Source organism: Asticcacaulis sp. (assembly GCF_027484505.1).
GTDB lineage: Bacteria > Pseudomonadota > Alphaproteobacteria > Caulobacterales > Caulobacteraceae > Asticcacaulis.
Window position 1 is genome coordinate 1 of sequence record NZ_JAIXSV010000181.1, and the last position, 12,592, is coordinate 12,592.

General features: G+C 61.3%; 12 protein-coding genes and 1 pseudogene. 4 read left to right on the forward strand and 9 right to left on the reverse strand.

What is annotated here, in order from left to right; all coding sequences use genetic code 11:
- The coding region (locus Q0072_RS11130; RefSeq protein WP_298329825.1) for a DEAD/DEAH box helicase at positions 1–1,472 on the reverse strand (1,472 nt) is incomplete at its 3' end.
- 710 nt (positions 1,473–2,182) lie between these two features.
- Here Q0072_RS11130 and Q0072_RS11135 point away from each other — a divergent pair.
- On the forward strand, positions 2,183–2,638 hold the full coding sequence (locus Q0072_RS11135; protein ID WP_298329829.1) for a PilZ domain-containing protein: 456 nt from the start codon (positions 2,183–2,185) through the stop codon (positions 2,636–2,638).
- Between the two features lie 52 nt (positions 2,639–2,690).
- Here the strand turns inward: Q0072_RS11135 and Q0072_RS11140 are convergent, their stop codons facing one another.
- The 3 genes and pseudogenes from Q0072_RS11140 to Q0072_RS21925 all read right to left on the reverse strand — a co-directional run.
- On the reverse strand, positions 2,691–3,068 hold the full coding sequence (locus Q0072_RS11140; protein WP_298329833.1) for a hypothetical protein: 378 nt from the start codon (positions 3,066–3,068) through the stop codon (positions 2,691–2,693).
- 15 nt (positions 3,069–3,083) lie between these two features.
- Entirely contained in the window at positions 3,084–4,328 is a 1,245-nt protein-coding gene (gene serA / locus Q0072_RS21920) for a phosphoglycerate dehydrogenase (protein WP_366941800.1), read from the reverse strand.
- Between the two features lie 132 nt (positions 4,329–4,460).
- Positions 4,461–5,018, reverse strand: a pseudogene (locus tag Q0072_RS21925) (HAD-IB family phosphatase); the annotation flags it as partial.
- Positions 5,019–5,240: 222 nt separating this feature from the next.
- On the opposite strand from Q0072_RS21925, the gene Q0072_RS11150 reads away from it, so the two are divergent.
- Together Q0072_RS11150 and Q0072_RS11155 are read left to right on the forward strand one after the other, a co-directional pair.
- Positions 5,241–6,143, forward strand: coding sequence for an Hsp33 family molecular chaperone HslO (locus Q0072_RS11150; protein WP_298329838.1), 903 nt, complete (start codon positions 5,241–5,243; stop codon positions 6,141–6,143).
- Between the two features lie 108 nt (positions 6,144–6,251).
- Positions 6,252–6,602 (forward strand): GFA family protein, encoded by a 351-nt coding sequence (locus tag Q0072_RS11155; protein ID WP_298329840.1) that lies wholly within the window; start codon positions 6,252–6,254, stop codon positions 6,600–6,602.
- Positions 6,603–7,125: 523 nt separating this feature from the next.
- Here the strand turns inward: Q0072_RS11155 and Q0072_RS11160 are convergent.
- Genes Q0072_RS11160 through cysG form a run of 5 tightly spaced genes read right to left on the reverse strand, consistent with a single transcriptional unit; the run spans position 7,126 to position 11,730 of the window.
- Entirely contained in the window at positions 7,126–7,869 is a 744-nt protein-coding gene (locus Q0072_RS11160; RefSeq protein ID WP_298329844.1) for a phosphoadenylyl-sulfate reductase, read from the reverse strand.
- 16 nt (positions 7,870–7,885) lie between these two features.
- Positions 7,886–8,395: a DUF934 domain-containing protein gene (locus tag Q0072_RS11165; protein WP_298329847.1), complete on the reverse strand. Its 510-nt coding sequence runs from the start codon at positions 8,393–8,395 to the stop codon at positions 7,886–7,888.
- Entirely contained in the window at positions 8,382–10,025 is a 1,644-nt protein-coding gene (locus Q0072_RS11170) for a nitrite/sulfite reductase (RefSeq protein ID WP_298329850.1), read from the reverse strand. Before Q0072_RS11170 ends, Q0072_RS11165 begins: the two co-directional genes overlap by 14 nt.
- Complete coding sequence (locus Q0072_RS11175) at positions 10,025–10,336, reverse strand: DUF2849 domain-containing protein (protein ID WP_298329852.1); 312 nt, start codon at positions 10,334–10,336, stop codon at positions 10,025–10,027. The genes Q0072_RS11170 and Q0072_RS11175 overlap by 1 nt, the downstream gene beginning before the upstream one ends.
- Entirely contained in the window at positions 10,333–11,730 is a 1,398-nt protein-coding gene (gene cysG, locus Q0072_RS11180; RefSeq protein ID WP_298329855.1) for a siroheme synthase CysG, read from the reverse strand. Before cysG ends, Q0072_RS11175 begins: the two co-directional genes overlap by 4 nt.
- 458 nt (positions 11,731–12,188) lie before the next feature.
- On the opposite strand from cysG, the gene pseH reads away from it, so the two are divergent.
- The coding region (gene pseH, locus Q0072_RS11185; RefSeq protein ID WP_298329858.1) for a UDP-4-amino-4,6-dideoxy-N-acetyl-beta-L-altrosamine N-acetyltransferase at positions 12,189–12,592 on the forward strand (404 nt) is incomplete at its 3' end.

A 12,592-nucleotide genomic window follows, 5' to 3' on the forward strand; every position in this document is an offset into this window, starting at 1 on the left:
GGGAAGTCGCGGGCGGCCTTGACCGGCGCGCGCTCAGCGGCCATCGGGTCGTAACGCTCGGTGCGTTCCGGACGCTCATTGCGGGCCTGACGCTCGGCACGGTTACCGAAGGCGTCCTTCTTGCCGAAGGTGCGTTCACCGCGGCTGTTGTCGGCATTATCGTCTCTGGCGCGACCATTGCCGCGGCGCTCGTCACGATTAGGACGGTTGCGCGAACGCTTGTGCACGCGCTCGGCGTCCGGGTCGAGGTGACGGGCGGTCTTTTCGACGACACGGTCCGGCGTCTTCGGCTTTTCGGTCTGACCTGACGCCAGGATGGCCTCGTCAAGCAGCTTCAGCGCCTGATCCTTGCGGCGGTCCCACGACGGGATGCGCTGACGCGTGATGCGCTCGATGTCTTTCAGCAGCTTGCGCTCATCATCGGCGACCAGCGTGATCGAATGGCCTTCCTTGCCGGCGCGGGCGGTACGACCGATGCGGTGCACATAGGCTTCCGCAACGAAAGGCAGTTCGTAATTGATGACGTGGGTGACGTTATCGACGTCGATACCGCGCGCGGCGATGTCGGTGGCCACCAGCGCGCGGACGCGACCGGCCTTGAAGGCCTGAAGCGCGCGCTCACGCTGCGACTGGTTCTTGTCGCCGTGGATGGCGGCGGCTTCGACGCCACCGGCTTGCAGATAGGCGGCGACGCGATCAGCACCGCGCTTGGTGCGCGTGAAGATCAGGGTGCGGGCCAGCTTCTCATCGGCATAGAGTTCCGACAGAAGCGCGCGCTTGCGCTGCTGCTCGATGAAGATAACCTGCTGGGTGACGCGTTCGGCCGTGGTGGCCTCCGGCGTGATCTCGACCTTCTTCGGATTGGTCAGCAACTCGTTGGCCAGACCGGCGATTTCCTTCGGCATGGTGGCCGAGAAGAACAGGTTCTGACGCTGAGCCGGCAGGCGCGAAGCGACCTGACGGATCGGCTTGATGAAGCCCATGTCGAGCATCTGATCGGCTTCGTCGAGGACGAGGTGTTCGACGGCCTTCAGGTCGATGGTCTTCTGCTCGATATGGTCGATCAGGCGGCCCGGCGTGGCGACCAGAATGTCGATGCCCCCTTGCAGCGCCTTATATTGCGGGCCGTACTTGACGCCGCCGAAGATGGTGGCGATCTGAAGCCCCAGACCCTTGGAATAGGCCTTGAAGCTGTCGGCAATCTGCGTGGCCAGTTCGCGCGTCGGCGACAGGACCAGCACGCGGCACGAGCGCGGGGCGGGGATGATGCGGTTGCTGAGGATGTGGTGCAGGATGGGCAGGGCGAAGGCCGCCGTCTTGCCTGTACCGGTCTGGGCGATACCCAGAAGGTCATGCTTGTTCAGCAGTATGGGGATGGCCTGCGCCTGAATGGGGGTAGGGGTGTGATAGCCCTCTTTTTCGAGGGTGGACAGCAGGCTGGCCGAGAGGCCCAGATCTTTGAAGGTCGTCAAGACGATGCGCTTTCAATACGGATGCGCGCACACCCGGCAATATGACCGGCGCACACCATCCTTCGGCCCGGACGCGCTTTTTTGGCGTAGCGGGCGGTTTCGGATGAGGCCAGCGCGTGTCTTAGCTCTCGGGTTAAATTTTTAAAGATTATCAAGCGCGAACAGGGTTCGCACATCTGTCATCCGTTAAAACTGGCTTGTCGGGACAGCTAGTGTCCTGAATCTGAAATTCGCATGTGCTTGATATCGTCCTCTGGCGAATTTCAGATTCACAGGACACTAGCCACTTATTGTATCTAGTATCGTTTTTTGAATTTGAAGTTCGCCCGGCTCTCGATATCAGAATGAAGCGAACTTCAAATTCACGATACTAGGGTCGCCCGACCTCACGCGGCCAGTCAGGTGCGGCATTGCACCGCAGCAAAACGCCATATGCGATGCGGCGGTGGAAAAGTCAACCCCCGTAAAGGAAGTCTTCACCGCTGCGCCTTAAGGTTCGCCGCAATCCCGGTGAGTTGCCTTATTGGCGTTCAGTACCCGGCCTCACCGGCTGCTTTCAGCGTTTTTCGATAATCCGTCGCGTTTTCGTCATCTCCGGGCTTGGGTTGTGCGTAAGCACAGCCGTGCCTGACCACATCTATAAAAAGAACCTTTTATAAATGGCTGTGTACTACCTTAACCCAACTTCCCCGCGAAAGACCTCTAACCCCATGTCTGCTTCAGACGGCCGTTCTCCCTCGCCTTCCGTGACCTCGCCGCAAGCGGGCGTAGAGGTGATTCAGCCGTTTCAGCAGTTCCTCAACCGCCGCGCCGAGCCGCGTTTTGACTGCAAGGCGTCGGGCGCGTTGCTGTTGCTGCCCAGCGGCACCGAGGTTGTGTGCGACATCGTCAACCAGAGTGCCTCCGGCGCGCAGGTTCTGGTCAAGGACATGCCGCAAAACGCCGGTGATCTGTGGCTGCTGGATGTGGCCGGTCAGGTGGTCAAGTTCGGCTCACCGGTATGGACCCAGCCGCACAAGATGGGCCTGCGTTTCAGCTTTGTGCAGAAGCTCGACCCCAATGGGGCCCGCCCGCCGCGCGTGCCGGAACCCGTATGGAAGGCCTGGCGTCGTCTCGCCGGACTGGATGCACCGCCGCCGCAGGACGATGTGTTCTTTCTGGATTAAGGCTCTCAATACAGAAAAGGCCCTCAGCCAGTTGGCGGGGGCCTTTTCTGTGTCAGCCTATAGCGGCTTTTAATGCCTCTTCCTGAGCGGCCGCAGCGGCGGTCAGGGCGCGCAGATCATCAAACAGCGCCGGGTCGATGGTTTTGAATCCAAAGCACGTCTTGCCCTGCCGCTTCTTTTCAAGGCTTGCGGGCACACGCGCATTCAGTTCCGGCAAGGAATAAAGTGGCAGCAGGTGATAGGCCACGTAGGATTTTTTGAGCGCCAGCCAGCCGAACCACGCCGGTTCACCCGTGCGCGCCTCGGTCCACGTCGTTTTGAGCGTCAGGCAGCAGTCGGTATCGGCCGTGATGACCATGTCGGGGGCCGCCTCGATCATCAGGCTTCGCAGAGCCTGAAAGACGGCGGGAAACGCATCGGAAGTCGCCATCCGGCCCCGTGCCTCCTACACCAATGAGCGGAACTTCAGCGTACCCGTGACGGCCTTCAGCTCATCCAGCGCCTCACGCGAATAGCCGCGGTCCACATCGACGATCACATAGCCCAACTGCTCATTGGTCTTCAGGTGCTGCGCCAGAATGTTCAGATTGTACTTGGCGATGATGTTGTTGATCGCCGCCATGACGCCCGGCACGTTCTGATGGATGTGCAGGAAGCGGTGACGCCCTTCGACCTCAGACAGTTGCACGTTCGGCATATTGACCGAGAAGGTGGTGTCGCCACGGCTGATGAAGTTCAAAAGACGCTCTGAAGCGAACTCACCGATCGCTTCCTGCGCCTCTTCGGTCGAGCCGCCAATGTGCGGCGTCAGGATGACATTGGGCAGGCCCATCAGCGGGCTTTCAAACGGATCGTCATTGGTGCGCGGTTCTTCGGGGAAGACATCGACCGCCGCGCCGTAGATCTTCTTGGTACGGACGGCTTCGGCCAGGGCCTCGATATCGACGATGTGGCCGCGCGACAGGTTGATGAACAGCGCGCCGTCCTTCATCTTGGCAAACTGCGCCTTGCCAAAGATGTTCTTGTTTTCGGCGCGCCCATCGACGTGCAGCGACAGCACATCGGCTTCGGCCAGAACGGCGTCCATGGTGCGGTAGCGTTTGGCATTGCCCATGGTCAGCTTTTCGGCGACATCGTAATAGATGACGCGCATGCCGAAGGCTTCGGCTAGCACCGAAAGCTGCGAACCGATGGCGCCGTAGCCGATAATGCCCAGCGTCTTGTTACGGACCTCGTGCGCGCCGGTGGCCGACTTGTCCCACTTGCCGGTGTGCATCTGGATCGACTTGTCGTAGATGTTCCGTGTCAGGATGACCGTCAGGCCCATGACCATTTCCACCACCGAACGGGTGTTGGAATAGGGGGCGTTGAACACGGCCACGCCCTTTTCCGACGCGGCTTTGAGGTCGATCTGGTTGGTGCCGATGCAGAAGGCGCCAATGGCCATCAGCTTGTCAGCGGCGTCGAGCACCTTGCGCGTCACATTGGTCTTGGAGCGGATGCCCAGAACGTGCACGCCGGCAATGGCCTCGATCAGATCGTCTTCGTCCAGTGCGCCTTTCAGCGTCGAAACGTCGTAACCTTCATCGCGGAAATGCTGGACGGCGACCGGGTGGACGTTTTCCAGCAGCAGCATCTTCATGCGCGAGCGCGGGAAGGAATAGCGGCCTTCGTAGCCTTCGTTATGCAGCACTTCGTCGAACGACGCGACGACCTGTGTGGCCTCGCTGGCGGTGGTGGCGGCCACGACCTTTTCGCGGCTGACGTTTTCGGTGAAGGCGTAGAAGCGATCCGCCGCGCCACCCTGATAGACCTCGTAATCGGTCCAGCCGTCGCCGACCATCACAATGGCCCCGGACAGGTCGGCCCAGCTTCTGAGCGCCACGATCTTGCCGCCGTCCTTCGACAGCGGATTGTCCTGATCGACGCCTGTGGCCACGCCGTCGTCGCCGAAGACCAGACGGTTGGCCAGCACGTGCTCCGGCTTGATGCCGTATTCGGCCACGACGGGGTCGATAAATTCGTGGAAGCCGCCGGAGATGATGCGAATCTTGCCGGGGTTTTCCTCAAACACCTTGCGATTGCGCGCGATGGAGGCCGACACCTGGGCTTTTAAGGCCTCAGCCAGCGCTTCAATATCGGGGCGCGACGGTTTCAGGATCGCGATACGGCGTTGCAGGGCCTCACCGAAACCGATCTCCCCCGACATGGCCAGGTCCGTCAGGTCCTTGATCGACTTCAGGTCCGTCAGGCGCGCCGGATCGCTCGAAAAGAGCTGCTCCGCCAGCACATCGAGCGCCTCGACCTTCGTGAAGGTCGAGTCGAAATCGAGAACGAGTGTCGCGAGGTTTACGCTTGCGGGAGCCATGTGCATAATCATGTCCGAGGGGATAAAGACGGGTCGCTAAAGCCACCAAATTTATGCGCGGGATTAGGCCAAAAGCCCCCGCAAGACAACCGCCTTTGTCAGTATTTCCCGCGTCTTCGGCTTTTTTTGACCGGGCGGATCGGCTAAGGTAGCAGTATTGCCGCAGTAATGCCTTGAAACCGGTCAAGGTTGAAACTATCTCCGCCGCCTATGTGCCTTTTTGTGTGATTTTCGATGACCTCCTATCCTTTGCCGTCGCAGGACTATGCCGCCCGTTTTGTGCTGGACACGCTTCCCGTGCATGGGCGTCTGGTGCGCCTCGACGAAACGCTGAACGCCATTCTTGACGCCCACGCCTATCCGGACGCCATTGCGACGTTGCTCGGTGAAGCCTGCGTGCTGGCCGTCATGGTCGGTTCGGCGCTGAAGTTCGAGGGACGGCTGATCATGCAGGCGCAGGGGCAGGGCGTGGTGCGCTACGTCGTGGCGGATTACGATACGCGCGGTTCATTGCGTGGCTTCTGCCGCTTCGATCCGGAGGAGCTGAAGGCACTTGAGGCCGAAAATGCCGGCAAGTTTCAGTCGCTGGGGGCGCAGCAATTGCTGGGTCAGGGCACCTTTATCATGACGCTGGAGCCCGACGGCATGGGCGATCGCTATCAGGGCGTGACGCCGATTGAGGGCGATTCCCTGTCCCTGTGTGCCGAGCACTATTTTGCGCAGTCTGAGCAGATTCCGACGCAGATCAAGCTGGCCGTGTCGCGCGAAACGACGCCCAAAGGCGAACGCTGGCGCGCCGCCGGGGCGATGATTCAGGCGCTGGCCGGCGACGACAGCCGCGGCGATACGCGCGAGGCGTTTGAGCACGTGCGCGCCCTGTTTGCGACGCTGGGCGAAGAGGAGCTGACCGATTTCGAGCTGGAGGCTGAGCGTCTGCTCTATCGCCTGTTCCACGAAGACGGCGTGCGCCTGTCGCCACCCAAGCCGATCGCCAAGCTGTGCCGCTGTTCGCAAACCCGCGTCGAGGAGTTGGTGCGTTCCTTCTCAGCCGATGAACAATCGGACATGCTGGAACCGGACGGTCAGGTGCATATCACGTGCGAATACTGCTCGAAGACGTTTTTCGTCGCGCCGTAAGACGCGTCTCACTGTGGTGAAGGCAGGGGCGTTTTGACGTCTTTTCCGCTGTGCGCTCTGGCTTTTCGCTGCGCCCTCGGTTTACATGGATAAAACAGGAGACGCACCATGCCGACGCATCCCGGAAGCTGCCATTGCGGCAAGATCGCGTTTGAGGCCGACGGCGAATTCACAACCGCTATCGACTGTAACTGCTCGCTATGCCGACGCAGAGGCAGTTTGCTGGCCTTTGTGCCGCGTGCCGATTTTAGGTTAAATGGTGCGCGTGAAGACCTGTCTGTCTATACGTTCAATCAGCATCGTTTGAAGCACTATTTCTGCGATGTCTGCGGCGTGGCGCCTTTTAGCGAAGGTATCGGTCCGGACGGCAAGGAGATGACGGCGATCAATTTGCGCTGCGTGCCGGATGTGGATGTCGCCAGCTTGACTATTCGTCAATGGGACGGGGCCTCGCATTAGGCTGCGGTGACGATTTAAGATTTAATTCGGTTATTTCTCCTCCCCACTCGTGGGGAGGTGGCAGCGAGCGAAGCGACGCTGACGGAGGGGTATACCTCCTCGTGAAGATACCCCTCCGCCTCGTAAACTCGGCACCTCCCCATAAAATGGGGAGGAGGGAGGCCGCAAACGTTAATTCGTCACCGCAGCCTAGAGCATTCGTCGGCTACGTTGAGCCGCCGAATGGCTCTAAGTTTTTGTTTAGTCGCGCAATTTTTCCGAAAAGTGGTATCCACTTTATCGGATTGCGCTCTAGGTTTTATTCTTTCGACTCGTCTCTGCTCTCTGTGCCAAGGGTATGCGAGACGACGTATCGACGGAAGTGAACGCGTCTCTGTACAACGGACACACTTTCCTGACCGTAAGCAGGCAACTGTGCGGTGCGACACGCGGAGTCGCCCCCCTCCGTCTTTTGCCTTCGGCAAAATCCACCTCCCCATGCTTCGCACAGGGAGGAGAGAAGAATGGCCCGTGCAAAGAGACGTCAGATGCCCTCGCCGTCGTCATAGACATTGAGGTGGATGCCGCATTCGGTCTTGTCCTGACCGGCCCAGCGACCTGAGCGGGCGTCCTGACCCTCTTCGACCGGCTTGGTGCAGGTGAAGCAGCCAATCGACGGATAGCCCTGCGCCACCAGCGGGTGTTCCGGCAGGTTATGGGCGCGGATATAGTCGGCCACGTCCTGCGCCGTCCAGTTGGCCAGCGGATTGATCTTGAAATTGCGCCCGTCAAATTCCACGACCGACAGGTTGGCGCGCGTCGCGGCCTGATGGCGCTTGCGGCCGGAAATCCACGCCGCATAGTCCTTTGTCACCGCCGCCAGAGGCTTCGTCTTGCGGAAATCGCAGCAGGCATCCGGGTCGCTCTGGAACAGGGTGTTTTTCGGATCAAGCGCGCGGATGTCTTCCAGCGCCGGACGCAGATTGGTGAGGTTGGTCAGCCCCAGCGCCTCGACCAGCTCATCGCGATATTGCAGGGTCTGAAAGAAATGGCGGTCGGTATCGAGGAAGATGACCGGCGTGGTGCGGTCGATCTTCGCCACCAGATGCAGAAGCGCCACCGCATCGGCCCCGAAGGACGAGGTGAGGGCAATCTTGCCAGCGAACTCCTGACCGATGGTGTCGCGCAGGATCGACTCGGCGTTCCAGCCTTCGTACTTCGCCGACAGCTTGCGCGCGTGTTCGTGGTCAGGCGTATCGGCCACCAGATTATTGATCAGCACAGTCATAACGGACTCCGAACCCTTACGCGGGATGGCGCAGGGCCCATACGGGTTTCAGACCGTCGGCGGCGGACTGATAGGCAGTTTTGTACAGAGAACGGGCGTAGGCAATTGCCCCCGCCGGGTCGGCGTCCTTCAGCAGGAAGCTGTCGAAGCCGCAGCGCATCATCCAGAACAGCTGATCGCGCAGCACGTCACCGACGGCGCGGATTTCGCCGTCAAAGCCTAAGTCCTGACGCACGATGCGCGCGGTCGAATAGCCGCGCCCGTCGCGATAGCCCGGAAAGGCCACCTCGATCAGCGCAATCTTGGACAGGAAAGGCGTCAGCAGGCGAACATCGTCGCCCGGCGCAATGCGCACACCGTAGCGGCCATTCAGCCCATCCAGTTCATTGACGGCGCGGGCAAAGCTCAGTACCGCCTGATCGACGCCGATGGCCTCATCGTCGGCCAGCAGGGTCCAGCCATTGGCGCGCACCTCGCCCTGATCGCTGACCAGTTGCGGCGCGTGGGAAGAATTAAGCTGGCTCATGCAGGGCTCCGGCAAAGGCGTCGCGGCCAAGGCGGCCCACGGTGTCGATGAAGCGCTCGGTCTCATCCGTGCGCAGTTCGAGATAGAGTTTGATCAGGCGCTCCAGCGCGGCAGGCACGGCTTCGGCGCTCAGGCCCTTGCCCGTAATGACGCCCAGCGCGGCCTGCTCATCGGCGCGGCCACCCAGCAGGATCTGATAAAATTCCTCGCCCTGCTTATCGACGCCCAGAATGCCGATATGGCCGACATGGTGGTGACCACAGGCATTGATGCAGCCGGAAATCTTGATCTGAAGATCGCCGATCTTATCGGTCAGTTCGGCGTCGGCAAAGCGCTGCGAAATGTCCTGCGCCAGCGGGATTGAGCGCGCATTGGCCAGCGAGCAGTAATCGAGGCCAGGGCAGGCGATCATGTCGGTGATCTTACCGACATTGGCAGAAGACAGACCGTTCTGATCCAGAAGGCGATAGAGGTCATAGAGATCGGCTTTGGCGACGTGCGGCAGGATGATATTCTGCTCATGGCTGACGCGCAATTCGCCGTAGGCGAAGCGATCGGCGGCATCGGCCATCACGTCCATCTGTGCCGAAGAGGCATCGCCCGGCGGCAGGCCGGTCGGTTTCAGCGAGATCGTCACCGACACGTGGTCGTCGCGGCGGTGGGCCAGCGTATTGTTGCGCACCCAGCGGGCAAAACCGGCATCGGCGGCCTTGGTGCGGTCCAGCGCGGCGGCGTCAAACGCCTTATCGGCATAGGCCGGCTGCGGGAAGAAGCTCTTGATGCGGGCGATTTCGGCGTGCGGGGCGTCGATCTGCGCCTGATCGAGCGTCGCCCATTCTTCTTCGACCTGACGCGCATATTCCTGCGGACCAAGCGCCGAGACGAGGATCTTGATACGCGCCTTATAGATATTATCGCGGCGGCCATACCGGTTATACACGCGCAGCGCGGCTTCGAGATAGCTGAGCAGTTTTTCGCCGGACAAGCCCGACTTAATGAGGTGGCCCAGATGCGGGGTACGACCCATGCCGCCGCCCACATAGACATCAAAGCCCTTGTCGGTCAGTTGCAGCCCGATGTCGTGCACGCGGATGGCGGCGCGGTCGCGCGTCGCGCCGGTGATGGCGATTTTGAACTTACGTGGCAGGAAGGTGAATTCCGGGTGGAAGGTGGACCACTGACGGATCAGCTCGGCCCACGGACGCGGATCGTCGATCTCATCCTTCGCCGCCCCGGCGAACTGATCGGTGGTGGTGTTGCGGATGCAGTTGCCTGACGTCTGGATGGCGTGCATTTCGACGGCGGCGAGGTCTTCGAGAATCTGCGGCGTGTCGGCCAGCTTGATCCAGTTGAACTGGATGTTCTGGCGCGTGGTGAAGTGGCCGAAATCGCGGTCGTAGGTGCGCGCAATATGGGCGAAGGTGCGCATCTGACGCGACGACAGCACGCCATAGGGCACGGCAATACGCAGCATATAGGCATGCAGTTGCAGGTACAGGCCGTTCATCAGGCGCAGGGGCTTGAACTGATCCTCGCTCAGCTCGCCCTTCAGGCGGCGTTCGACCTGATCCTTGAATTCGGCGTTGCGGGCGGTGACCATGGCGTGGTCGAACTGGTCATAAACGTACATTAGAAAACCTCTCCGCGCTGGTGCTGACGGGCGGTGTCGAAGGCGGTCTGACCCGCGGTAGGGCCATTGGCGCGCACGTGCTCACGCACATATTCGCGCTTGACCAGGGTATTCTCATCAACGAGCGGCACGAGGTAGGGCGCGACCACTTCGGTTTCGCGCGCCTTCCATTCTTCGAGCAGGGCCGCTGCTGCCTCGTCCTCAAGGCGGGTGGCCAGCGCCGCGTCTTCGGTCCAGCCCGACAGATCCGGGCCTCCGGCATACCACAGCACCAGACCATCGGTCAGGCGATTGGCGGTCAGGAGTTTCATGCAATCCTCGCAGGTTCGGCGACGGCGGGGTGCGCGGCCGTCGGCTGATAAAGGGCGGCGACTTCGCCGATAATGAGTAGGGCCGGGCCCTTGGGCGGATCGGCGCGCAGGGTTTTCGGCAGATCAGACAGACAGGTCAGTCTGCAAACTTCGTCGGGTCGGGTGCCGTTTTCGACGACCAGAACCGGCGTATCGGGCGCGCGCCCGTGCTGGGTCAGCTTTTCAGAAATCGTCTGGGCCGTGTGGATGCCCATATAGACGACCAGCGTATGGTTGTGCGCCGCCAGCCGGTCCCAGTCGAGCGCCAGCGGGTTGTGCTCGAAATCCCCATCTTTCGCGTGCCCAGTTATAAAGGACACGCTCTGCGCATGATCGCGGTGCGTCAGGGGCACAGCGGTTGAGGCCGCGCAGCCCAGGGCCGCCGTAATGCCCGGCGTGATATGGACTTCGATGCCCGCCGCTTTCAGTGCTTCGACCTCTTCGCCGCCGCGCCCGAAGACGAACGGATCGCCGCCTTTGAGGCGCACAACGCGCTTGCCCAGCCGCGCCTGTTCGACCAGCAGGCTGTGGATCTGATCCTGCGGCACCGAATGGTTGGAGCGCGCCTTCCCCACATAAAAGCGTTCAGCGTCGCGGCGCGCCATGTCCATAATGCCGTCGCCGACCAGCCGGTCATAGACGATGACATCGGCTTCGCTCAGGAGGCGCAGGGCCTTCAGCGTCAGAAGCTCCGGATCGCCGGGACCGGCCCCGACCAGATGCACGACGCCCTGACGCGGTTGCGGATTGCGCGCGGCGGCGAGTGCGATTTCGACAGCCTGATCAATGCGGCCTTCGCGGGCCAGACGCGCCGCGTCGGACTCCAGCACGCTTTCCCAGAAGCGGCGGCGGGCATCGACATTGGGCAACAGGGCGCGCAGGTGCGGGCTGAGGCGCAGGGCAAATTCGGCCAGTTGCGCTTCGGACGGTGGCACGGCGGCCTCAATGCGGCGACGCGTTTCGCGGGCCAGAACCGGAGCCGTGCCGCCGGTGGCCACGCCGATCGACAGCGGGCCGCGGTCGATAATGGCCGGGACGTGAAAATCGCCGAGATCAGGATTATCGACGACATTGAGTGGCTTATGCGCCGCGCGCACCAGCGCCGTCCCCTGTTCGGCCAGCGCGCGATCCTCAAACGCCACGATGACAAAGGTGGCGTCGCTCAGGTCTTCGACGGTGGGCCAGCGGCGTTCCGGCACCACGCCCTCATAGGTCGTCTCATCATCCGGCGTATAGACGCTCAAGGTCGCCGGGGTGCGCCGCAGCAGGGTCAGCTTACGCGCAAGCCAGTCGCCCGTCCCGATCAGGACGACGCGCCGGCCTTCGAGCGGCCAGGAGAGCGGCAGTGCGAGCATAAAGGAGAGTCCGCGGCGGTTCAAAAGATGAGGGTTTAGGGTCCAAACCCGATCAGGTTTCGGACGTGACGCAACGTGACTTTTGTGTCCGGACAGGAGATTGGCGCGCCGTGGAGTGACCTCCACAAGCGACAATCGACGTCTCCGGGCGCAAAAGTCACCGCGCCCCGAAGGGGTATGGCGCAGATCGCCCCGTTTGGCGTCGCATAATCTTGAAAGGGGTAACCCTTCCTGCGATTTTGCTCCTGAAACGGAACCATCTGCGCTCATATCACGCCGCAAACCCTGATCGGGTTTGGACCCTAGTGCCTCTTTGAAGAGGCTTTTAGTCCCCGCCCGCTGCGAAGGAAAGCGATGCTTTGTGCAGAGTGGGTTTAGGGCGGCTAAAGCGCTGCGAACGTGATGTTAACCGCACAGTGTTATCCTCACAGGGTCCCGTCTGTGAAAGATGTAGTCCCATGTTGGCGTCACCTTCTCTGGCCACCCTGCGGCCGCTGGCTCCCGAAGACCGCGAGCGCCTGTTTGACTGGCGCAATCGCGAAGAGGTGCGCCGCTACATGTACACCGACACCCTGATCCCCTGTGAGCGGCATGAGGCGTGGTTTGAGGCCTTAAGCGGCAATGAGACGCGGCGCTATTTCATCATCGAATGGGACGGGCAGCCGGTCGGGCTGGCCAATTTCGTCGATATCGACCTGTTGTCGCAAAAGGCGGCCTGGGCCTTCTATCTGGCCGAAACCACCGCGCGCGGTAAGGGGCTGGGGGCGTGGGTCGAATTTCAGATGATCGAGCACGCTTTTAATGTCCTCAGGCTCGAAAAGCTGTGGTGCGAGGTGCTGGAAAGCAATGGCGCCGTGTGGAA

Bases quoted from the DNA above. Each gene is read 5' to 3' on its own strand.
- Q0072_RS11170 (WP_298329850.1), bottom strand. From the start codon at position 10,025: ATGTACGTTTATGACCAGTTCGACCACGCCATGGTCACCGCCCGCAAC.
- Q0072_RS11155 (WP_298329840.1), top strand. From the start codon at position 6,252: ATGCCGACGCATCCCGGAAGCTGCCATTGCGGCAAGATCGCGTTTGAG.
- Q0072_RS11150 (WP_298329838.1), top strand. From the start codon at position 5,241: ATGACCTCCTATCCTTTGCCGTCGCAGGACTATGCCGCCCGTTTTGTG.
- Q0072_RS11140 (WP_298329833.1), bottom strand. From the start codon at position 3,068: ATGGCGACTTCCGATGCGTTTCCCGCCGTCTTTCAGGCTCTGCGAAGC.
- Q0072_RS11165 (WP_298329847.1), bottom strand. From the start codon at position 8,395: ATGAGCCAGCTTAATTCTTCCCACGCGCCGCAACTGGTCAGCGATCAG.
- Q0072_RS11160 (WP_298329844.1), bottom strand. From the start codon at position 7,869: ATGACTGTGCTGATCAATAATCTGGTGGCCGATACGCCTGACCACGAA.
- Q0072_RS11135 (WP_298329829.1), top strand. From the start codon at position 2,183: ATGTCTGCTTCAGACGGCCGTTCTCCCTCGCCTTCCGTGACCTCGCCG.
- cysG (WP_298329855.1), bottom strand. From the start codon at position 11,730: ATGCTCGCACTGCCGCTCTCCTGGCCGCTCGAAGGCCGGCGCGTCGTC.
- Q0072_RS11175 (WP_298329852.1), bottom strand. From the start codon at position 10,336: ATGAAACTCCTGACCGCCAATCGCCTGACCGATGGTCTGGTGCTGTGG.